The organism is Phytobacter sp. MRY16-398 (genome assembly GCF_003925915.1).
Lineage (GTDB): Bacteria > Pseudomonadota > Gammaproteobacteria > Enterobacterales > Enterobacteriaceae > Phytobacter > Phytobacter diazotrophicus.
This window is the reverse complement of record NZ_AP018756.1, coordinates 2923531-2945629: the sequence shown is the minus strand read 5'-3', so window position 1 is coordinate 2945629 and position 22099 is coordinate 2923531. Positions and strand designations below refer to the sequence as shown.

20 protein-coding genes and 1 pseudogene are annotated in these 22099 nt (G+C 53.8%); 10 read left to right on the top strand and 11 right to left on the bottom strand.

All coding sequences use genetic code 11. The features are described from left to right. Positions 1-62: 62 nt before the first annotated feature. The 3 genes from tnpA to MRY16398_RS14495 all read right to left on the bottom strand — a co-directional run bounded on the left by tnpA (position 63) and on the right by MRY16398_RS14495 (position 3582). The gene (gene tnpA, locus MRY16398_RS14510; protein WP_038918153.1) at positions 63-521 is read right to left on the bottom strand and encodes an IS200/IS605 family transposase; all 459 of its coding nucleotides are present in this window, start codon (positions 519-521) and stop codon (positions 63-65) included. A 194-nt stretch (positions 522-715) separates the two neighbouring features. Beyond that, the gene (locus MRY16398_RS14500; RefSeq protein ID WP_039079004.1) at positions 716-2179 is read right to left on the bottom strand and encodes a pyridoxal phosphate-dependent decarboxylase family protein; all 1464 of its coding nucleotides are present in this window, start codon (positions 2177-2179) and stop codon (positions 716-718) included. Positions 2180-2196: 17 nt separating this feature from the next. Beyond that, positions 2197-3582 carry a diaminobutyrate--2-oxoglutarate transaminase gene (locus MRY16398_RS14495; RefSeq protein WP_039079003.1) on the bottom strand — a complete coding sequence of 462 codons (1386 nt, stop codon included), beginning with the start codon at positions 3580-3582 and terminating at the stop codon, positions 2197-2199. 779 nt (positions 3583-4361) lie between these two features. On the opposite strand from MRY16398_RS14495, the gene lysC reads away from it, so the two are divergent. Next, positions 4362-5723 (top strand): lysine-sensitive aspartokinase 3, encoded by a 1362-nt coding sequence (gene lysC / locus MRY16398_RS14490; RefSeq protein WP_039079002.1) that lies wholly within the window; start codon positions 4362-4364, stop codon positions 5721-5723. Between the two features lie 60 nt (positions 5724-5783). On the opposite strand, the pseudogene MRY16398_RS14485 reads toward lysC, so the two are convergent. Next, a pseudogene (locus MRY16398_RS14485) lies at positions 5784-8706 on the bottom strand (HD domain-containing phosphohydrolase). A 346-nt stretch (positions 8707-9052) separates the two neighbouring features. On the opposite strand from MRY16398_RS14485, the gene MRY16398_RS14480 reads away from it, so the two are divergent. Then, the gene (locus tag MRY16398_RS14480; RefSeq protein ID WP_107222798.1) at positions 9053-10330 is read left to right on the top strand and encodes a glycoside hydrolase family 10 protein; all 1278 of its coding nucleotides are present in this window, start codon (positions 9053-9055) and stop codon (positions 10328-10330) included. A 42-nt stretch (positions 10331-10372) separates the two neighbouring features. On the opposite strand, the gene MRY16398_RS14475 is transcribed toward MRY16398_RS14480, so the two are convergent. Further along, positions 10373-11116: a class I SAM-dependent methyltransferase gene (locus MRY16398_RS14475; protein WP_039079000.1), complete on the bottom strand. Its 744-nt coding sequence runs from the start codon at positions 11114-11116 to the stop codon at positions 10373-10375. A 170-nt stretch (positions 11117-11286) separates the two neighbouring features. Beyond that, the gene (locus MRY16398_RS14470; RefSeq protein WP_039078999.1) at positions 11287-11652 is read right to left on the bottom strand and encodes a hypothetical protein; all 366 of its coding nucleotides are present in this window, start codon (positions 11650-11652) and stop codon (positions 11287-11289) included. 118 nt (positions 11653-11770) lie between these two features. Here MRY16398_RS14470 and MRY16398_RS14465 point away from each other — a divergent pair, with 118 nt between their 5' ends. Continuing rightward, positions 11771-12382: a GNAT family N-acetyltransferase gene (locus tag MRY16398_RS14465; protein ID WP_125124670.1), complete on the top strand. Its 612-nt coding sequence runs from the start codon at positions 11771-11773 to the stop codon at positions 12380-12382. On the opposite strand, the gene MRY16398_RS14460 is transcribed toward MRY16398_RS14465, so the two are convergent. Further along, the gene (locus MRY16398_RS14460; RefSeq protein ID WP_039078997.1) at positions 12375-13268 is read right to left on the bottom strand and encodes a LysR family transcriptional regulator; all 894 of its coding nucleotides are present in this window, start codon (positions 13266-13268) and stop codon (positions 12375-12377) included. The genes MRY16398_RS14465 and MRY16398_RS14460 overlap by 8 nt on opposite strands. A gap of 142 nt (positions 13269-13410) precedes the next feature. Here MRY16398_RS14460 and MRY16398_RS14455 point away from each other — a divergent pair, with 142 nt between their 5' ends. The 6 genes from MRY16398_RS14455 to MRY16398_RS14430 are packed head-to-tail and all read left to right on the top strand — an operon-like array spanning position 13411 to position 19113. After that, positions 13411-14109 (top strand): CoA transferase subunit A, encoded by a 699-nt coding sequence (locus tag MRY16398_RS14455; RefSeq protein ID WP_039078996.1) that lies wholly within the window; start codon positions 13411-13413, stop codon positions 14107-14109. Positions 14110-14118: 9 nt separating this feature from the next. Next, a complete protein-coding gene (locus MRY16398_RS14450) occupies positions 14119-14775 on the top strand; it encodes a CoA transferase subunit B (RefSeq protein WP_125124669.1) in 657 nt (218 codons plus the stop codon). 11 nt (positions 14776-14786) lie between these two features. Further along, entirely contained in the window at positions 14787-15968 is a 1182-nt protein-coding gene (locus MRY16398_RS14445; protein ID WP_125124668.1) for an acetyl-CoA C-acetyltransferase, read from the top strand. An 11-nt stretch (positions 15969-15979) separates the two neighbouring features. Next, on the top strand, positions 15980-16897 hold the full coding sequence (locus MRY16398_RS14440) for a 3-hydroxyacyl-CoA dehydrogenase family protein (protein WP_125124667.1): 918 nt from the start codon (positions 15980-15982) through the stop codon (positions 16895-16897). A gap of 40 nt (positions 16898-16937) precedes the next feature. After that, positions 16938-18332 (top strand): GntP family permease, encoded by a 1395-nt coding sequence (locus MRY16398_RS14435; protein WP_172600656.1) that lies wholly within the window; start codon positions 16938-16940, stop codon positions 18330-18332. A gap of 10 nt (positions 18333-18342) precedes the next feature. After that, positions 18343-19113, top strand: coding sequence for a 3-hydroxybutyrate dehydrogenase (locus MRY16398_RS14430; RefSeq protein WP_125124666.1), 771 nt, complete (start codon positions 18343-18345; stop codon positions 19111-19113). Positions 19114-19157: 44 nt separating this feature from the next. On the opposite strand, the gene MRY16398_RS14425 is transcribed toward MRY16398_RS14430, so the two are convergent. The 3 genes from MRY16398_RS14425 to MRY16398_RS14415 are packed head-to-tail and all read right to left on the bottom strand — an operon-like array spanning position 19158 to position 20327. Beyond that, on the bottom strand, positions 19158-19577 hold the full coding sequence (locus MRY16398_RS14425) for a YeeE/YedE family protein (RefSeq protein WP_079497403.1): 420 nt from the start codon (positions 19575-19577) through the stop codon (positions 19158-19160). Between the two features lie 19 nt (positions 19578-19596). Continuing rightward, positions 19597-20028: a YeeE/YedE family protein gene (locus MRY16398_RS14420; RefSeq protein WP_125124665.1), complete on the bottom strand. Its 432-nt coding sequence runs from the start codon at positions 20026-20028 to the stop codon at positions 19597-19599. Next, entirely contained in the window at positions 20025-20327 is a 303-nt protein-coding gene (locus MRY16398_RS14415; RefSeq protein ID WP_125125675.1) for an ArsR/SmtB family transcription factor, read from the bottom strand. Before MRY16398_RS14415 ends, MRY16398_RS14420 begins: the two co-directional genes overlap by 4 nt. A 331-nt stretch (positions 20328-20658) precedes the next feature. On the opposite strand from MRY16398_RS14415, the gene MRY16398_RS14410 reads away from it, so the two are divergent. After that, complete coding sequence (locus MRY16398_RS14410; protein ID WP_125124664.1) at positions 20659-21210, top strand: cytochrome b; 552 nt, start codon at positions 20659-20661, stop codon at positions 21208-21210. A gap of 54 nt (positions 21211-21264) precedes the next feature. Here the strand turns inward: MRY16398_RS14410 and MRY16398_RS14405 are convergent, their stop codons facing one another. Beyond that, positions 21265-22023, bottom strand: a complete 759-nt coding sequence (locus MRY16398_RS14405; RefSeq protein WP_125124663.1) for a DeoR/GlpR family DNA-binding transcription regulator — start codon at positions 22021-22023, stop codon at positions 21265-21267. Positions 22024-22099 lie beyond the last annotated feature (76 nt).

Here is a 22099-nt window from a genome sequence, read left to right as displayed (position 1 = left end):
AGGCTCTGTTACCAGCCGCGCCCTAACAGGCGCATACGATCTGACATTTGCATCAAACTTCCTTACTTACGGCCCGTAAACGGGCTGCCCGGATAAGGGATCGACAACTGCTCACCCATTTTATCCTCCTCAAGCTGGTGCTTTATGTATTCCTGTATCTTCGCTGTGTTCTTCCCTACCGTATCCACGTAGTATCCCCGACACCAGAACTCCCTGTTCCTGTATTTGAATTTCAGATCTCCGAACTGCTCATAAAGCATCAGACTGCTTTTCCCTTTCAGATATCCCATAAAGCCGGATACGCTCATTTTGGGCGGGATTTCCACAAGCATATGGATATGATCTGCACAGCATTCAGCTTCCAGGATCCGTACGTTTTTCCACTCACACAGCTTTCTTAAAATGCTGCCTATCGCCAGACGTTTCTCTCCGTAGAACGCCTGTCTTCGGTATTTCGGCGCAAAAACTATGTGATATTTACAGTTCCAGCGGGTGTGCGCTAAGCTCTTTTCGTCCCCCATCGGGACCCCCTTTTGATTTCTTGTTGAACTTTTGCAGTTGCCAGACCGCAAGCTGTTTTAACAAATCAAAAGGGGTTTTAATAACTGGCTTAAAGCTGAAAGCTTTCCGGAACCCCCAGCCTAGCTGGGGGTTTTCTATAGACAAAAAACCGACAGCATCTCTGCTGTCGGTTTTTACAGGCTCAGGGGCTAAATCAGGCGTTCAGCAGTTGCTGACCGCACGCTTTCACGCTTTCCAGCAGCACTTTAACGTCCTGCAGGTTGACGGTCGGGTTCAGCAACGTCAGTTTCAGGCAGGTGATGCCATCTGCTTCGGTTACACCCACGTTCGCCGCGCCAGAAGCCAGCAGCGCATCGCCGATACGCTGGTTCAACAGGGCAACAAATGCCATATCACCCTGCGCCGGACGGAAGCGGAACAGCACGCTCGCCAGTTGCGGTTTCATTACCAGTTCCAGTTGCGGCTGTTCAAGAACCCAGGCGGCCACATCCTGCGCCAGCGTTACACCGTTATCGATGATTTCGGCATATTTCTTCTGACCCAGTGCTTCAAGGCCCATCCACAATTTCAGGGCGTCAAAACGACGGGTGGTCTGTAAAGACTTCGATACCAGGTTCGGAACACCGTGCTCTTCGTCAAAGTCGGAGTTCAGGTAAGCCGCCTGGTAACGCATCAGTTGATAGTGACGGGCATCTTTGAGCAAGAATGCGCCGCAACTGATGGTCTGGAAGAACTGTTTGTGGAAATCCAGTGTCACGGAATCCACTAACTCAAGACCGTTCAGGTAATGACGATACTTCTCGGACAGCAGCAGTGCGCCGCCCCAGGCTGCATCGACGTGAACCCAGATCCCTTCTTTTGCCGCCAGTGCTGCGATATCGGCCAGCGGATCGATAGCGCCCGCATCGGTGGTGCCGGCGGTTGCGACAATCGCCATCACCTGCTCACCGTTGGCTTTCGCCTGCGCCAGTTTCTCAGACAGATCGCTCACGTCCATGCGTGAGAATTCGTCCGTTTTTACCAGCGTGACAGAACGGTAGCCCAGCCCCATCAGCGCCATATTCTTCTGCACAGAGAAGTGCGCATTTTCAGAACAGAACACTTTAAGCTTGCTGAGATCGCCCGTTAAGCCGTTCTGCTGAACAGAGTGACCCTGACGCGCGAAGAATGCATCACGCGCCAGCATCAGGCCCATCAGGTTACTCTGCGTCCCGCCGCTGGTGAACACACCCGCGTCGCCCGCCCCGAAACCGACCTGCTCACGCAGCCATTCAACCAGCTTCACTTCCATGATGGTGGCTGACGGGCTTTGATCCCAGGAGTCCATACTCTGGTTTGTGGCGTTAATCAGCACTTCCGCCGCCTGGCTAATCACCAGACTCGGGCAGTGCAGATGCGCTACGCACTGCGGGTGGTGCACGGACAGACTGTCTTTGAGGAAGTACTCCACGGCGCGCTCAATAGCGGCCTGGTTACCCAGGCCCTGAGAGTTGAACTCTAACTTGATGCGCTCGCGGAGCTGCTCGACGGTCTTGCCCTGATACATCTCAGGTTGCTGTAACCATTGCACAACGGCTTTCGTGCTTTGCTCAATGGCGTCCTGATAGGCAGCAATGCTCTGCTCAGAACCTGACAGAATCGGATTAATATCAGACATGCGATCGACAACTCCGATTAAACAGGCTTAACGCCAGCGTTCAGCAACGCGGTTTCAAATTTATCCAGGAAGATTTCCAGTTCTGCATTGCTGATCAGCAGCGAAGGCAGCAGACGCAGTACACAACCGTTACGGCCACCGCGCTCCAGAATCAGACCCGCTTTGAAGCACTCTTTCTGCAGCAGCGCAGACAGTTCGCCATCAGCCGGGTAGCAACCCATGTGATCCTGCGCTTCGTTCGGCTTCACGATCTCGATACCGATCATCAAACCCAGACCGCGAATGTGACCGATAACCGGGTAACGTTGCTGCAGCTCGGCCAGTTTGCCTTTCAGCCACTCGCCCTGCACAGCGACTTTATCGGCAATGCGATCGTCTTTGAGGATTTTCAGCGTGGTCAGGCCGGTAGCCATTGCCAACTGGTTGCCACGGAACGTCCCGGTGTGGTGACCCGGAGCCCATGCGTCAAACTGTTTTTTGATACCCAGTACAGCCAGCGGCAGACCGCCACCCACAGCTTTGGACATGACAATAATGTCAGGCTCAATGCCCGCGTGTTCAAAGGCGAACAACTTACCGGTACGGGCAAAACCAGCCTGCACTTCGTCGATAATCAGCATGATGCCGTGTTCCTGGGTCACTTTACGGATCCGCTGCAGCCACTCAGCCGGGGCCGGGTTAACACCGCCCTCGCCTTGTACGGCTTCCAGGATCACAGCAGCAGGCTTACGCACACCGCTTTCGACGTCGTTAATCAGGTTATCGAAGTAGTAGGTCAGCGCTTTGACACCGGCTTCACCACCGATACCCAGCGGGCAGCGGTACTGGTTCGGATACGGCATAAACTGGACTTCTGGCATCATACCGTTGACGGCTTCTTTCGGTGACAGGTTACCCGTCACGGAGAGCGCGCCATGGGTCATGCCATGGTAACCACCGGAGAAGCTGATCACGCCAGAACGGCCAGTGACCTTTTTCGCCAGTTTCAGTGCGGCTTCAACGGCGTCAGCGCCGGAAGGACCGGTAAATTGCAGGCAGTACTCTTTACCCTGACCCGGCAACAGCGACAGAAGATAAGATGAAAACTCATCTTTCAACGGCGTGGTCAGGTCGAGCGTATGTAACGGTAAGCCACTGGTAATGACACTTTGGATGCTCTGAAGCACTTCAGGATGGTTATGACCAAGCGCCATCGTCCCGGCACCTGCGAGGCAGTCAAGATATTGATTGCCCTCCACATCAGTGATCCAAACGCCCTGTGCTTTGGCAATCGCTAAAGGCAATTTGCGCGGATAGCTGCGGACATTGGATTCAAACTCAGCTTGTCTTGCTAAAAAGGTTTCATTGCTTTGCGGTAATGAATTAGCACTCAAAGTATCAATACGGACTTTATCCGTCATCATATCACTCCTACAACCGCGGGTATGTTTAACGCCGGGTTGAATTAATGTTTAAGGGGGGGTGTAAAAAACGCGGCTAATATATGTTTTTTTAGCAACGGACTCAATATTTTATTTTCCACACCCGTTTAAGCTTTTTTTATTTGAAATCAATGAGAAACAACGCAACTGGCTTTAATGCAGGCATCATAATTTGTAACTAATTCTGTTACTTAGTGAGTAATGCCTGTTTTATGTACAACATCATGATAACAACGCCGCCTTAACCTATATTATGGTTATTTATTCTGGCTTTGCTGTCATTTAAAGTTAATGATGATGGAAGCAGTTGAGTGCATTATTATTTTTTTTACTTCTTTGCCATAAAGCGTAAGGAAATTATCGATCCGGCGGGTTAAATCACTTACTATGCCCGCGATAAAAATCCAGCACGTCGCGATAGCGGGTAAAAGCGACGATTTCGTTTGTTAAAACTAACGAGAAAACGTGACGTTTTCTCGCAAGCTTACCCTGCGCGACAAAGAAGAAACGCGTATTGCAAAAGGAATTAATAATTTAAGTCATAAATAAGTAACACCCCGGTAACGCGTTACAGGCAAACATGTTATCGACAACGGGAGCAACATCCTGGGTTGTAACCAGAAATGTTCGCGGGCGGACATTTCGTAAGGCGTAAGCCGCTGACGTAACGGGTATCTCCCCTTCACGCAGCCCGCTTCCCTTATGCCGAGAATGAAAATTTTCATGCCATTCCTTATATGGCGCCCTGATATGAGATTGTTATGACTCGCATTTATCCACAAATCGTTGTTGCGAAATTTGGCGGCACCAGTGTTGCTGATTTTGACGCGATGAACCGTAGTGCCTCCATCGTCCTTGCCGATCAAGATGTTCGTCTGGTTGTATTGTCCGCCTCTGCTGGCGTCACCAATCTGTTAGTGGAGCTTTCCGCTGGCCTGGAGAGTGGTGAACGCACGGACAAAATCGAAACGCTACGCGCCATCCAGTACAACATTATTTCCCGCCTGAGCCAGCCAACCGCTATCAGTCAGGAAATCGACCATCTGCTCGAAAACATCAGCCGTCTTGCCGAAGAAGCGGCCAGCGTCAGTTCAACGGCGTTGAACGACGCGTTAGTCAGCCACGGCGAGCTGATGTCCAGCCTGCTGTTTGTTGAAGTGTTGCGCGAACGCGGCGTTGAAACACAGTGGTTCGATGCCCGCAAAGTGATTCGCACAAATGACTGTTTCGGCTGTGCAGAACCGGTGCCTGGGGCAATCGCAGAACTGGCGGAAAAACAGCTACGCCCGCGTCTTGAACAGGCGCTGGTGATCACTCAGGGCTTTATTGGCAGTGATGCGAAGGGACATACGACAACGCTGGGTCGCGGCGGTAGCGATTACAGCGCGTCACTGTTTGGCGAGGCATTACACGCCGCACGTGTGGATATCTGGACCGATGTTGCCGGGATTTACACCACCGATCCCCGCATTGTTCCCCAGGCGCAGCGCATGGATAACGTCTCATTTTCTGAGGCCAGCGAAATGGCGGCCTATGGCGCCAAAGTGCTGCATCCGGCCACTATGCTGCCTGCGATGCGCAAAAATATACCGGTCTTTGTGGGCTCCAGTAAAAACCCGTCGGCGGGCGGCACTCTGGTGTGTTGCCATGCGGATAACCCACCCCGCTACCGGGCGCTGGCCGTGCGTCGTAAACAGACGCTGCTGAAATTGCACAGTCTGAATACCCAACCGGCCTGCGTTTTTTTAGCTGAGATGTTTGCGGTGCTGTCGCGACATAATACGGTGATTGATTTGGTCACCACCTCAGAAACCAGCATTGCGCTGATCCTCAACGCATCGGGCGCAACCTCCGGTGATGCAGATTCATTGACCACCTCGTTGTTGACCGAACTCTCGTCCCGCTGTCGCGTTGAGCTGGAAACCGGTCTGGACCTGGTGACGCTCATCGGTAACGACCTGACTCAGGCGTCAGGTGTCTGCAAAGATGTATTCACTGAGCTGGAAAAACATCACGTGCGGATGATTTGCCACGGTGCGTCCGATCATACGCTCTGTTTCCTGCTGCCGGCCGCCTCCTCAGACAGCGCGGTAAAAGCGCTTCATCGCAGTTTATTTGAATAAGACTGCGCAACCCGAAGCGAGCGCATACCCTGCTCGCTTCGGGTCAGCGACCTACGGTATTTAAGCCGGGCTGGTTTCTGGCGTTACCCCTTCAACGTGCTGCGGCTTAAGTTTTGCCACCAGCGCCGAAACATTCACGTTGTCCGTTTTCTCGGGATCCAGATAGGTTTGAGCATAATCAAGCCAGACGCCCGATTGCAGGAAGAGGATAAACAGCTCCCGGTCCAGGTGATGTTCATTGACCATACTGACCATGATACCCAGCGCTTCAGAGAGCAATTTCCCCGGTTTGTACGGTCGGTCAATGGCCGTTAATGCTTCGAAAACATCGGCAATCGCCAGCATTTTGACCTGCATACTCATCTGAGAATCATTAAGTTGATATGGATAGCCTTTGCCGTCTACCCCCACCCGCAATCATCGGCACATTGGCCATTGTGCGTGGGAATGGCAGATTATCCAGCATGATAATGGTCTGCATAATGTGTTCATTGATTTTGTAGCGCTCTTCCTCATTCAACGTGCCGCGCCGGATACGCAAATTATAAATTTCGCCATAGTTATACTGGTGCAGCGGTTTTTTCAGTTTGAAGTGATATCTGTCAGCCTCTTTACTGACATCGGTGCGGTAGACGATGTGCTCTTCTTTATCTGCGAGCATCGGCTCCTGTACGGGTAACGTCGCGGCGGGCTGACGTTGTTTACGCATCAACTCGTCTTGTGAAATGCCTACCGTATCGTCGAGTGTGCGCGTCCAGCGGTAGTTGGCAATCTTATTAATACGTGCCAGTGCATCATCAGAGAGAAACTCGCTGCCAATATTACAGCGGGCAATAAAGTAGAAATCGTCATCAAGCTGGCGCAGTGTCGCGTCCAGCGCCTGCGCCTGCGCATCCGCATTCTCCCGATGATGGCGCAAGAACTCAATTTCTTCTTCCCGTTTAAGCAGTTCAAAGCGCATGCGGATTTCATGGATCCGGTTGTAGATCTGCTCAAGCTTGGTGGCTTTATCCACGACAACTTCCGGGGTGGTGATCTTCCCGCAATCATGCAGCCAGCAGGCGGTATGTAATTCGTCCCACTCATTTGCGGAAAGCGTAAAGCTGGCGAAAGGCCCGTCTTGTGCTTCTACGGCGGCTTTTGCCAGCATTTTTGTGATAACCGGGACGCGCTGGCAATGGCCACCGGTATAGGGGCTTTTCTCATCAATCGCCCCGGCGATCAGTTTAATAAAGGCATTGAGCAGTTTCTTCTGTTCTGCCAAAAGATGTTGCGCTTCGATCGCCACCGAAAGCATGCCGACCAGCGAATTAATCAACTGAATTTTTGCATTTTCCTGTTTATCGCTCAGCACATCGGTATTAAACAGCAGCAGGAAACCCATGGGGTGATTATCGTGGGTTTGCATCGGTACGGCGACATAACGCACCGGGAGATGCGGTAAAAGAAACGCCATCAGTGACGGGGGGATATTTTCACGGGTCAACATGCCGCTTACCGTCTGCCCCTGTAGTAATTGCCAGAACCTGGCGTAGTGTTCATGGTCAACGGCGAGCGGTTGAATGTCCGAGAAATCGATGTTTTCCTCGCGCCAACGAAACGCGGCGGGCGTGAACACATTCGCATCCTGATTGGAAAGAAAAACCATTCCGCCGGTCATGTCAGCGATTTCCGTCGTTTCGGTCAGTAGTCCCTGCATCTGCTGGGTAAAATTATTCTTAACGGTCAGCATACTGCCCATCGAAATAAATTTGATCAGCGTCTGTTTCATTTTTGCCATCGCAGTATGCAAGTCATCTATCTCTTCGATGATCGAGCGGCCACCAGGACGCTCTTCGGCCTCAAAATTTAACTGGCTTATCTCCTCCGCATCTTCACGCAGTCTGAGTAACGGATGAGAGATTTTGCGCGAGAAATACCAGATAACCGGCAGGCTGAGGAGGAGTAACAGGAAAGCGATCAACGTAGAACGATCGCTGATTGCACTGGCATCGGCCGTCAAAAAAGCCGCCGGGGTGGCAATCACCAGTCGGTAGTCATTTCCCGAACTGTGAATGTTAACCACTGAGCCATACCAGTCTTCGTTTCCAACAGTGAAAATACGACTGTGCCTGGCATCGTCATGTGCCAGTAATGATTGTAATACCGGCAAGTTATCCATTTTCATACCGCCGTTATTACCAACCTCACCTGTTGGCAGGCTGGCAATAATCTCACCGGACTCTGACAAGATGGCGGCCTGGCTGCCAGGCGGTAGCCCTTGTTGTTGCAAAAAGGCGGATAGTAAAGCGAGAGATACATCGAGACCCATCACCGCATGCTGATTATCAGCCCGCTGACTGTAGGTAAAACCGGTTTCGCCTGTGGCTTTAAAAATATAGTTGGGTGAGGTAATCAGTCCTTTTTCGTCGTGGGCGAGCGTATACCATTTCCGGGTGCGGGGATCGTAATTATCATAGGGCACAGTGGCCGATGAAATAATGTTTTGCGCACTGTCTAAATAAAACGCTTTTTTCTCGGGAGGATTTGCCTCAAATCGGTAATTTTGTACCAGCCATTGGGCGTTAGCCGGGCTTTTAAATAACGCCCGATTTTGGTTCGTTAAGCGACGAAGAATAAAAAAGTCTCCGTTGTCCCAGGCGCTGTAGACGGAGCTGGCGTAATCATTCTGTTGCAGGATCGTGATGAAGCTACTCAACTGCGCCATGCGCTGTGGTTCTGTCATGGCATCAGCGACAGGCATCTTCGCCAGCATATTGACCGAACTCGCCATTGTGCGTGTCAGCGAATTCAGTTCCGCCGCCATCGCTTTACCCGTTTGTTGGTAGCGTTGATGTGTGCTGACTTCCGCAAGCTTTGTCAGCCGGCTATGGTTGAAAAGAATGATAATGCTGCCAATTGAAACAATGAGTAGTGTAAAAAGAACGGTTATCTGGATGTGCAACGGATATCGGTTTTTTAGTTTTCTTATTCGCGTTTTCATTGGCGCTTTTCCTTGGGCTTTTCCAGGAAAGATACGAATACATTTCTAAGCATAACCGAAGCCGTTAAAAGCGACAGGCGGCCCAAAAAAAGACTATTTTTCTGCGTATTAAGGCAGAATTTGCCCGATCCTGTCATGCATTAAGCCCTGCAAGTTGTCGTTACCACTGGCAGAGCAACATTGGTCAGCCGCTCTGCGCGTGTGCGCAATACGCTTTAACGCATTGACTTACCCCGTAATAAGCCGAAAATGTGCCTCCAGGCGACAACCTGAAATACTGGAGTATCCCATTAACCGCTCACGTCGTTTGTTTCCATTAACGAAAATCAAAAAAGCCAGTGTGTTTATGGCAACGGCGCTGTTACTCGCCAGTTGTGCCTCTAAGCCACCCGTCTCGCTCGTTACCCCGCTTCCGCCGGTCGCTAAACATCCCATCGCGGATAAAAGTTTGCAAAACAACGAGCCGGTGCGTGGGATCTGGCTGGCAACGGTTTCCCGTCTTGACTGGCCGCCGCTTGCCTCGGTGAATGGCGTAGGCAGTGCGCAAAGCCGTATTGATCAGCAGCAGCAAGCCATGCGGGTAAAACTGGATAAGCTCAAAAGCCTTGGCATCAATACCGTCTTTTTCCAGGTAAAACCGGATGGCACGGCGCTGTGGCCGTCAAAAATTCTGCCCTGGTCCGATACCCTCACGGGGAAAATTGGTCAGGATCCGGGCTACGATCCGCTGCAATTTATGCTCGATGAAGCACACAAGCGCGGTATGCGGGTACACGCCTGGTTTAACCCTTACCGTGTATCCACCAATATTAAACCCTCAACGGTGGCCGCGCTGAATTCAACCCTGCCGCTGCATCCTTCCAGCGTCTTTGTCCTGCATCGCGACTGGGTGCGTACGGCGGGTGACCGGTTTGTTCTGGATCCTGGTATTCCGGATGCGCGGGACTGGATAACCAGCATCGTGGCGGAGGTTGTCAGCCGTTATCCGGTCGATGGCGTGCAGTTCGATGACTACTTCTATACCGAGACGGCGGGTTCTGCGCTTAATGACGGCGAGACGTTCAGAAAATATGGTCAGGGATTTGCGTCGAAGGCCGACTGGCGACGGCATAATACGCAGCAGTTGATTGAACAGGTTTCGCGTACCATCAAACAGATTAACCCGGATGTTGAGTTTGGCGTCAGCCCTGCCGGGGTATGGCGTAACCGCTCTTTCGACCCGGCAGGTTCCGATACGCGAGGTGCCGCTGCCTATGATGAGTCTTTCGCTGATACCCGCCGCTGGGTCCAGCAAGGATTGCTGGACTACATCGCCCCGCAGTTGTACTGGCCGTTTGCCCGTGACGCGGCGCGTTATGATGTGCTGGCGAAATGGTGGGCGGACGTTGTAAAACCGACCAAAACCCGCCTGTATATTGGCGTTGCGCTGTATAAGGTGGGCGAACCGTCAAAGAATGAGCCGGACTGGACGGTCAATGGCGGTGTGCCGGAACTGAAAAAACAGCTCGATTTGAATGAGTCGACGCCGCAAATAAAAGGCACGATTCTGTTCCGCGAGGATTATCTGAACCAGCCGCAAACCCAGCAGGCGGTCAATTATCTGAAACGTCGCTGGGGTAATTAATCACATTCTGGCGGGTGCCATTACTGCACACCCGCCAGGATATTAATTGCCGATCCCTGCCGGATTATATCCCATATGAAAGCTGTCGCTGAAATGTATCACCTCCAGCCCGACTTTCCTGAATAAGATGTCCAGTGATTGCTTGGTGTGAATGGTGATATGTCCATTTCGTGGCGCAATATACCAATGGTTCATTCCCTCACGGGTGGTTGAGTCATTGACCAGTGTGGAGAAAAATATCGCCCCTTCGTTTTCTTTCAAATAATCGCAGGCAGCCATAAGCGTCTCAACGGGCGTGGGCGTATGTTCAAACACCTCAAAACAAACAATCAGTTCAAATTTACCTGTCGGGAGATGGTTATTAAGGTGGAACGGATCCCAGCCAACAGCATCCACACCCTCTGCACATAACAATTGCGCAAGCTGCCCATCGCCACCGCCGTAATCCAGAACACGCCACTCTTTAATCGCTTCAAAATTGGACATAATTAATTCAAGATTACTTTTCGAGCGGGCACCTGTAAAATCTGGATCATGCAGCACATATTCATCGTTATAGATATGCGTTTTAAAATCATCAAATGTCCAGTCATCGAAAGCATGGGTATAAATTAATCCGCAGTTTTCGCAGCGATGGTAATAAATGGGCACGCCGGTGAGCGGAAGTACGGCATGATCAGGTAATGTGCTCAAACAAGAGGTGTTGAAATCAAGCACACCGTGCAATTGAGCGTTTCCGTCACATATCTTACATTTCGAACGTTGTTGCAGCCCTTTAATAATCATACACCCTCGCGATAACCAGCTCATTGCCTTCAGATTAGCTTTCAACGATACCAACCCTGACGACAACTCATGTAGAGAAAAACCCCCCTTTTCATAGCTAATTTGCACCATCAGCGAGCATATTTGTTTCTGTCGCTTCAAAACCCGTATGTCGCGCCAGCGATGTCACATCACATCAGGTGCCTTAGCATTTTGATATTCTTATCGTTCGGTTCCTGATGCAGCTCAACGCAATATTTTTCGCCGTAGACTTCGAGTAATTTTTGTACCGTGCCGCGACTGTTTCTGCTATCCATCCACAGCTCTTCTCTTGCCTTATCGCCAATTTTAACCATCTCGTTGTGGCTTAGTGCAGGCGGGGTTGTGCCGAAAAACAGCATACTGTTCTTTTTATAATTATCCTGTGCATGTTCATTACCTAATTCATCAACGGCTAAACCACACTTTAATAATTTTTTAACTTTCGTTTCCTGGGTGTCACAACCTTGCAAAAGGAGAAGACTAAAAGCAATTATTACTGCTCTTGTGAGTTTCATTCCTGACCTTAACTAAAATAAAAAGCCGCGATTTCATGCAATTATATTAAAATCCGTATGAAAGATGTAGTCTGTCTTGAAATAACTGAGAGCACGCACCTGCAATTAAGGAAAATAAATGAGCACTGCAAGCACCTCCATCGCATTAGGCTATTCTGATGTCCCGCCGGGACATGTGGCATCGGTCGTCACCTGTCTCGAAATGCGTTCCAAACCGCAGCAGGAAACCTTACCTCTGCCCGAGGGCATCACCCTGGCGCCGCTGGTTAATGTGGATTTGGTCGCCTACCGCGCGCTGTTTCGCAAGATTGGCGCTAAATGGCTGTGGTTTTCCCGTCTCTATATGGCCGATGACAAACTGACCGCTATCCTGAACGACCCGAACGTTGAAGCCTGGGTTATTCGCGACGGCGCAGAGGATATCGGTATGCTTGAGCTGGATTTTAGTGAACCCGGTCAATGTGAACTGGTGTTTTTGGGGCTGGTAGAGGGCACAACCGGCAAAGGGCTGGGCCGCGCCGTTATGAGCAGAGCGACAGAACGCGCTTTTGCGAAACCCATCGAACGTTTCTGGGTACACACCTGTACCTTTGACCACCCGTCGGCGCTCAGTTTTTATATCCGCTCAGGCTTTGTCCCCTACGCTTTTCAGGTTGAAGTACAGGCCGACCCGCGCCTGACAGGCCATTTACCTGCCGACGCCGCACCGCACATTCCGCTGATCAGATGACGTTGTAAGCGGCGCGAAGCGTATTGAGCAGCGCCTGCGCCGCCGTGGAAAGCTGCGCATGGTCGAGGCGAAGAATCCCCACGCGCCGTTCGATCACCGGGTTTATCAAGGGTACACACACCGCCCCCAGTTCGATCATCTGTTTTTCGCACAACGCAGGCACCGCGCTTGCGCCAAGACCACTAGCCACCATACGACCGACCGTCACCAGTTGATGACTTTCAAAGGCCACTTCCAGCTTATGCCCACTGCGGGCCAGTCTCTCTTCAAGCATGATGCGTACCGCTGAAGGCCGTTGTAGCGTAATAAAATCGAGCTTGAGCAGTTCACGCCAGCTAACCTGCTCCTTTTGTGCCAGCGGACAGTCGCGCGGCACCACGGCCAGAAAGCGATCCATGGCCAGCGGCGTAAAGTGCAGGCTGGACGCGGGCTCCGGCTCAAAGGCGATCCCCATCTCCACCCGCCCGTCGCTTATCATTTCGATAACCTGTTCGTTAATGACATCGTGCACCGTCACGTTAATGCCCGCATAGCGATCGCGAAACGCCTTAAGCACAGGGGGGAGCGCATTGGCAGCGAAAGATGGCATCGCGGCAACCGACACCTTGCCTCTCTGTAACGTAAAACGCTGACGCAGCGCCTCTTCGGCGTTATCGCAATCGGCTATAAGCTGGCGCGCCATCGGGAAAAGCGCCTCGCCTTCCGGCGTAAGGGTGACCCGCCGCGTGGTCCGCGTCAGCAATGCGCCCCCCAGAACCTCTTCCAGCCCGCGAATCGCCAGACTCAGGGCCGGTTGCGACATATTCAGCTTTTCGCTCGCATGGGCGAAGTTAAGAGTGTGAGCTACCGCTAAAAACGCGCGTAACTGTTTGATGGTCATTCTCATTTATCATTTCATTAACTTATTGAAAAAGATTAATTAACAAAAGATTAATAAGAAAAGCAAATCAATCCGTCACAAAATCAAAATTAACAAATCATTTTGCGCCCCGGATGATGCCGCAAAAGGACAACACAGGGGCAAGCGAATGGCTGGACTGGATAAACGCGTCGCAAGTTATCAAGAGGCGCTCGAAGGGCTTAGCAACAACATGACGGTACTGGCTGGCGGCTTTGGCCTGTGCGGTATTCCGGAAAATCTCATCGCCGAAATCCGCCGCCGCGATGTACACGGCCTGACGGTGGTTTCCAATAACTGCGGTGTCGATGGCTTTGGCCTTGGCGTCCTGCTGGAAAGCCGCCAGGTCCGTAAAGTCATCGCCTCTTACGTTGGCGAAAACGCCCTTTTTGAAGAGCTGGTGATCAAAGGGGAGCTTGAAGTGGAACTGACGCCGCAGGGTAGCCTGGCCGAGAAGATCCGCGCTGGCGGTGCCGGTATTCCGGCTTTTTTCACCGCCACCGGTTATGGCACCCCTGTCGCCGAGGGCAAAGAGGTGCGTGAATTCGCCGGTCGCCCGTACATTCTGGAAGGGGCCATTACCGGCGATTTCGCCATTGTTAAAGGCTGGAAGGCCGACTGGTACGGCAATGTCATCTATCGCCACACGGCGCAAAATTTCAACCCGCTGATGGCCACCGCCGGAAAAATAACCGTAGTGGAGGTGGAAGAGATTGTGCCGCCAGGTGAACTCGACCCCGCCGCCATTCACACCCCCGGAATCTATGTGGATCGCCTGATTCAGGGCCGATTCGAAAAACGTATTGAACAGCGCACGCTGCGCGCATAAGGAGCCGGTATGTTGACACGTGAACAGATGGCGCAGCGCGTGGCGCGCGAACTGCGTGATGGCTACTACGTCAATCTGGGTATTGGTATCCCAACACTGGTAGCGAACTTCGTCCAGCCTGGCGTTGATGTGATGCTGCAATCCGAAAACGGCTTGCTCGGTATGGGGGCGTTTCCCACCGAAGCTGAGTTAGATGCCGACATGATCAATGCCGGAAAACAGACGGTGACCGCCAGACCCGGCGCGGCCATTTTCGACTCGGCGCAGTCCTTCGCCATGATCCGTGGCGGCCACGTGGATTTAACCGTTCTTGGCGCTTTTGAAGTGGATGTCGACGGCAATATCGCCTCGTGGATGATCCCCGGCAAAATGGTGAAAGGCATGGGCGGCGCGATGGATCTGGTGGCGGGCGCGGAAAACATTATCGTGGTGATGACCCATGCCTCAAAAAGCGGTGAGTCCAAACTGTTGGATCACTGCACCCTTCCGCTGACCGGGGCGAACTGCATTCGCCGCGTTCTCACTGACCTGGCCTATCTGGAAATTGAAAATGGGGCGTTCGTGCTTAAAGAGCGCGCGCCGGGCGTCAGCGTTGACGAGATCGTCAGCAAAACTGCCGGGCGCCTCATCGTGCCTGATGTGGTCCCCGAGATGCGTTTTCAATGAGGAGCGAACAGATGCAGGACGTGGTAATTGTCGCAGCAACCCGCACACCCACCGGTAATTTTCATGGCGCGCTGGCCCCACTCCCGGCGGTTGAGCTTGGCGTCGTCGTGGTGAAAGCGTTGCTGGAAAAGAGCGGAATTCTTCCCGATCAGGTAGACGAGGTGATTTTTGGCCAAGTGTTAAGTGCGGGCTGCGGGCAAAACCCGGCGCGTCAGACGGCGTTGCATGCAGGGATCCCGGTGACCACACCTGCGGTGACCATCAACCAGGTTTGCGGCTCCGGGCTCAAAGCGGTGTTGCAGGCGGTGCAGGCGATCCGCAGCGGCGATGCGCACATTGTGATCGCTGGCGGTCAGGAAAGTATGAGTAACGCGCCCTATCTGCTGGACGGCGCGCGCGCCGGGTTACGCCTTGGTCATAGCAATATGCTTGATAGCGTGATTCACGACGGTTTGTGGGATGCGTTCAACGACTATCACATGGGCATTACGGCGGAAAACCTCGCAGAAAAATACGCGATTAACCGTGCGCGTCAGGATGCCTTTGCCCTTACCTCACAGCAAAAAGCGGTCGCTGCCCGTGAGGCCGGGCGATTCAGCGCGGAAATCACACCCGTTAGCGTTCCGCGCGGCAAAAAAGAGCCGCTTGTGGTCAGCCAGGATGAGCCGCCGCGCCCGGAAACCTCGCTGGAATTATTAAACCGTCTGCGCCCGGCGTTTCGTCCGGATGGCGGAACGGTGACGGCGGGCAACGCGTCATCACTCAACGACGGTGCCGCAGCAGTGCTGGTGATGAGTGCGGAGAAAGCCCGCGAGCTTAACCTTACCCCAATGGCCCACATTGCCGGCTATGCGGTGGCGGGTGTTGATCCGGCGGTAATGGGGCTTGGCCCGGTTCCGGCAACGCGTGCGGCCCTGAAACGCGCAGGCTGGGATATCAACGACCTTGATCTGATAGAAGCTAACGAAGCTTTTGCCGTCCAGGCGCTGGCCGTCGGCGACGAACTGGGCTGGAACAGCGAGCGCGTCAATGTGAATGGCGGCGCGATCGCCCTCGGTCATCCGATTGGCGCGTCGGGCTGTCGCATTCTGGTCACGCTCCTGCATGAAATGCAGCGCCGTGATGCACATAAAGGGCTGGCGACGCTTTGCGTCGGCGGCGGTCAGGGCGTCGCGCTGGCGGTGGCCCGATGAAGGAGAACAGCATGCAGCAGACCGTGGTCATCGGCGCAGGCCTGATGGGGATCGGCATTGCCACCCATTTCGCCCGCTTTCATCAGGACGTTCTGATCTACGATACCGACCCGGCTCGTCTGGCAGAAGTGGCAGGCGCCGCGAGCGCCATCCTTAGCGAACTGCGGGACGCCGGGCAATTCAGCGACGCAGACAAACCGGCGACGCTGGCGCGGCTTCACGTGACAACGTCACTTGACGATCTTGCGGATGCCCGCCTGCTTATCGAGGCAATTCCTGAACGCCTGGAACTTAAACACGCGCTTTATGCCGAGCTGGAAAAACGCATTGCCTCCGATGCGATCATTGCCAGTAATACCAGCGGCCTGCCACCGGATGCGCTGGCGGCAAAACTGGCGCATCCCTCGCGTCTGCTGATCGCCCATTTCTGGAACCCGCCCCACTTTATTCCGCTGGTCGAAGTGGTTCCCGGCAGCCAGACCGACCCGCAGTACGTTGAGACGGTGTATCAGTTTTTACGCCGCCTTGAACTGGAGGCGGTAAAGCTTGACCGCGCCGCTCCCGGTTTTATCGGCAACCGCCTGCAGTTTGCCCTGCTGCGGGAAGCCTTACACATCGTCCACAGCGGCATTGCCAGCGCCGGGGTGGTGGATCAGGTGATGCGTGCGTCGCTTGGTCGGCGCTATGCCATGGTGGGCCCACTGGAAGCGGCGGATATGACCGGCCTTAACACCGTACTGGACATCTATAGCCACCTGCTACCAGAGCTTGCCCAGGGCGATGCGATGCTCGAACTGATCAAGGAAAAAACGCAACGCGGCGATACCGGCGAGCGTAGCGGAGACGGATTTTATCACTGGGATGAGGCGCGACGCGTACGCATCCAACAACGACGCGCCTGGCAACTGCGTCATGCCCTAAAGCCTTAATGACCGGTTCTGTCCCCTACAAAAACAAGATTCAGGAGTCATGATGAGCGTAATAATTGCCCTGGCTGCACTGGCCTTGCTGATGGTCGCGGCTTATCGCGGCTACAGCGTCATTTTGTTCGCCCCGATTGCCGCGTTAGGCGCCGTGCTTCTGACCGATCCCGGCGCGGTTGGCCCGGCTTTTACCGGCCTGTTTATGGAGAAGATGGTCGGGTTCGTTAAACTCTACTTCCCGGTTTTTTTACTCGGCGCGGTGTTTGGCAAGCTGATCGAGCTTTCGGGTTTTTCCCGTTCGATTGTCGCCGCAGCAATCCAGTTATTAGGCCGTCGCCACGCCATCCCGGTGATTGTGCTGGTGTGTGCGCTCCTGACCTATGGCGGGGTCTCCCTGTTTGTGGTGGCGTTTGCGGTTTATCCATTTGCGGCTGAACTGTTCCGCCAGAGCGGCATTCCGAAACGGCTTATCCCCGCCACCATCGCACTCGGCGCATTCAGCTTCACGATGGATGCCCTGCCCGGTACGCCGCAGATTCAGAACATCATCCCTACCAGTTTCTTCGGCACCAACGCATGGGCAGCTCCCTGGCTTGGTTTGATCGGTTCGCTATTTATTATTGTGGTCGGCCTTTTTTATCTCGAACGTCAGCGGCGCAAAGCGCAGGCCAATAATGAAGGTTACGGCACCGACTTACAAAATGAGCCGGAAACGCCGGATAACATCAACCTGCCCAACCCGATTATCGCCATTGCGCCGTTGATCCTGGTGGGTGTCTTCAATTTGCTGTTTACCCGCTGGATCCCGGTCTGGTATGGCGCCACGCATGAACTGACGCTCCCCGGTCTGGCGAAACCTATTGTCACCGAGGTGGGTAAAATTAACGCTATCTGGGCGGTGGAAGCGGCCCTGTGCGCAGGCATTTTGATGGTGGTGATCTGCGGCTTTCGCAATATTCGCGGACGGCTGGCAGAAGGCAGCAAAACGGCCGTGGGTGGCGCCATTCTGGCGGCAATGAACACCGCATCTGAATATGGATTTGGCGCAGTCATCGCCGCTCTGCCAGGCTTTCTGGTGTTGTCCAAAGGACTGGCGGCGATCCCCAATCCGCTGTTGAACGAAGCCATCAGCGTTACGGTGCTGGCCGGGATCACCGGCTCCGCGTCCGGGGGGATGAGTATCGCGCTGGCGGCCATGGCCGATACGTTCGTTGCCGCCGCTCATGCGGCCCACATTCCACTGGAGGTATTGCACCGCGTGGCATCAATGGCCAGCGGCGGTATGGATACCCTTCCGCATAATGGCGCGGTTATCACCCTGCTCGCCATTACGGGTTTATCACACCGACAGGCGTATGGCGGCATTTTCGCCATCACCCTGATTAAAAGTCTGGCGGTCCTGTTTGTGATCGGCGTGTTCTACATGACCGGTATTGTTTAAGGAGAACAAGATGCATCTGAACGGTAAAGTCGCGCTGGTAACGGGCTCCACCAGCGGCATTGGTCTGGGGATCGCCTGCGCGCTGGCAGAAGCGGGCGCAGAGCTTATTCTCAACGGTTTTGGCGAGGTAGATCGCGCCAAAGAGAAAGTCGCTCGCTATGGGGCAAGGCCCGGTTATCACGACGCGGATCTTAGCGACCCGACGCAAATTGAAGCCATGATGCAGTATGCGGAAAGGGAGTATGGCGGCGTGGATATTCTGGTCAATAACGCCGGGATCCAGCATGTCGCTCCTGTCGAACAGTTCCCGGTCGAAAAGTGGAACGCTATCCTGGCGATCAATCTGTCGTCGGTCTTTCATACCAGCCGCCTGGCGCTACCGGGAATGAAAGAGCGCAACTGGGGGCGCATTATCAATATTGCTTCGGTGCATGGCCTGGTGGCCTCGAAAGAGAAATCCGCCTATGTCGCCGCCAAGCACGCGGTAGTCGGCCTGACGAAAGTGATCGCCCTGGAAAATGCCCAGACCAACATTACCTGTAATGCCCTGTGCCCCGGCTGGGTGCTGACACCACTCGTACAACAGCAGATTGACCAGCGCATTGCCTCCGGGATCGCCCCCGACATGGCTCGCGATTCACTGCTTGGCGAGAAGCAGCCCTCCGGTGAGTTTGTCACCCCGGAACAACTGGGCGCGCTGGCCCTCTTTTTATGCAGTGACGCCGCGTCCCAGGTTCGCGGCGCGGCATGGAATATGGACGGCGGTTGGGTCGCTCAGTGATCGGAAAAGGCTCGTCCCCGCTGATGCGCGGGACGAACCTGTGACTAACGGTGTCGGTACCCTTCAATCCCCTGAAAAAGCAGCATCCCGGCAAGCATGGCCAGCACGAAGATTAGCCCCTGAGTGAAACCGGCCCCCAGCAGCACCAGCCCGGGGCCGGGGCAGATACCCGCCAGCCCCCAGCCAGTGCCAAATAACAGCGACCCACCCACCAGACGTTTATCAATGTGACTGGAGGTGGGCAGATGCATCTTATCGCCACAGAGTGGCCGTTTGCGTCTGGCCGCCGCGCGAAAGGCAAAGAAGCCAACGCTAATGGCCCCACCCATCACAAAGGCCAGCGAGGGATCCCACACGCGGGTGATATCCAGAAAACCAATGACTTTTGCCGGATTGGCCATACCGCCGACAATCAGCCCGATACCAAACAGCAGACCCGACAATAAGGCAAAAACTTTGTTCATCAGAGCACTCCTTTTACGCTCAGCCACGCCAGAAACCGACCAGCCACACGGTAATAAACGCGGCGGCCATAAAGGTCAGCGTGGCGACCAGTGAACGCACCGACAGACGCGACAGGCCGCACACACCGTGGCCGCTGGTACAGCCGGAACCGTAACGTGTTCCCACCCCGACAAGAAGACCGGCCACGACCAGCATCGGCCAGGACGTCGTGATGCTAACCGCGGGTAGCGGCGCCACCAGACGCCAGAGCACCGGGGAAAGCACCATGCCGAGCAGAAACGCTATTCGCCAGCCCTTGTCGTTATTTGCCCGCGACAGCACGCCGCCGAGGATGCCGCTGATCCCGGCGACCCGTCCGCAAAACAGAATCAGCATTGATGCCGCCGCACCAATCACCACCCCACCGATGGCGCTTTCCAGCGGCGTGAAATGTGTCCAGTCAATCATCATTCCCCCTCCTCGTTTTCCGGTGTCGGGCAATAGAGTGTGTAAAGGGTGTTGAGCAATATCAGCACATCCGGTGCCGCGACCCGGTAGAAGATCTGCTTTCCTTCGCGCCGGGTTTCCACCAGTTGCTGGCGACGCAGCCCCCCCAGTTGTTGCGAGAGTGTCGGCTGCGTAATGCCCAGCGCCTGTTCTATCTCGCCCACGGACGCTTCGCCCTGGCTGAGGTGGCACAGCAACAGCAGGCGGTCTTCATTGGCCATCGATTTCAGCACCCCTGCCGCTTTGGCGGCAGCAGCGTACATGTGTTGTTTATCGGGTGTCTTCACGGGTGACTTACCTTTATCTACAACCGTACACAATATACTTTTTAATATATTATTAAATTATATATTGTTCAATGGCATTTTGGGCCAGCAGAAACACCTTCACTGCTGCCTCAACAATCCATGAAGTACACAATTCTCCTCATTGTCGGGCTTTGTTACAGATAAAGCATTAGGGCTAAAATTGAATAAAAAACAATAAAAACAGAAAGATAAGCAAAAAAATATCTGTTGTGAGACAGTGCCATTAATGTCGGCTTAAGGTTGTTTATTTATATCTGGTTCACCGTTATCTATGAGGGACATTCCGGTGAAAAATATATTTGCTCGCAGCCAGCGCATCATGCACTGGCTGGTGTTATTGATGATTGTTATCGCCTACGCAGCAATGGAATTAAAAGGCTTTACCAGCAAGGGCAGCGCGCCGCGTGCGTTGCTGGTTCTCACCCATTACACAGCGGGGGTAAGCGTGCTGATATTAATGGTGGTGCGTGTTGGTCTGAAACTCACCCATCATGATCCGGACATTATTCCGCAGCCGCCGCGCTGGCAGACCATCTCCGCCAAAGCCGTACACGGTTTGCTTTATCTGATGTTTTTAAGTTTGCCGCTGCTCGGTGTGCTTTCACTCTATGTCGGGCAGGTGGAGTGGTCATTTTTGGGCCTGCAAATGCCCATCGCCGCGGCGAAAAACCCGGAGCTTCAGCACAGCCTGAAATCGGTCCATGAATTGATCGCCAACGCCGGTTATTTCCTGGTGGGCCTGCATGCCGCCGCCGCGCTGTTCCATCACTATATTGTTCGCGATAATACCCTTGAGAGGATGCTGCCTTTTATGCACCCACGCGCTAACCGGAAATAGTATCGGCTAACAGGGCTCATCACTTTCTGTCGCAGAAGGGTGATGAACCCTGTTTCAGTCTGCCTTCACCACCACGACACCGGCCTTTTCAAGCGCGGCGATTAGCCCGGCATCGGCCTCTTCTTCCACCACCATCGTATTCACCATCGCTAACTCACCGATGACATAAGAAGAGGCCGCATTTATTTTTTCTGCGGATGCCAGCACGACGGTCTCTGCCGCACGGCGGGAGAATGCCCGTTTGACGCTGGCTTCTTCGTAATCGCCGGTGGTCAGCCCCGCCTCGGCATGTATTCCCGTTACCCCCATAAAAAACAGATCCGCATGGATGGCGGAAATCCCTTCGATAGCGGCAGTTCCGGTAGTGACAACCGAGTGTTTAAAGAGCTTTCCACCAATCAGAATGACATCGATGCACGGATGTTCCACCAGCGCGAGGGCAATGCTCGGGCTATGGGTTACGACGGTGATATGCAAATCCGGCGGCAAGAAGGTGATCAGCTCCGCCGTCGTCGTCCCGCCATCAATAATCACTACCTGACCTGGCAGGATAAGTTCAGCCCCCTTCTGTGCCACCCGCTTTTTCGAATCCAGGCGCAGGGATTTGCGCTCGGCGAAGGTGGCTGTCGCTCCCGACGCGGGGAGCGCCCCGCCGTGGACGCGCTGTAATTCCCCCTCTGCCGCCAGTTCACGCAGGTCACGGCGAATGGTGTCTTCCGATACCGCAAATTGCGTGCTGAGTGCTTTCGACAGCACCTGTCCTTCACGGGCGAGTTGTTCGAGGATAAGACGCTTGCGTTGGCTGGTAAGCATAAGGCTATTCCTGTTTTTGCACGATTGGTCTTGATCATGCACGAAATTGCTGTTTATGATGCCTACTCTACGTATG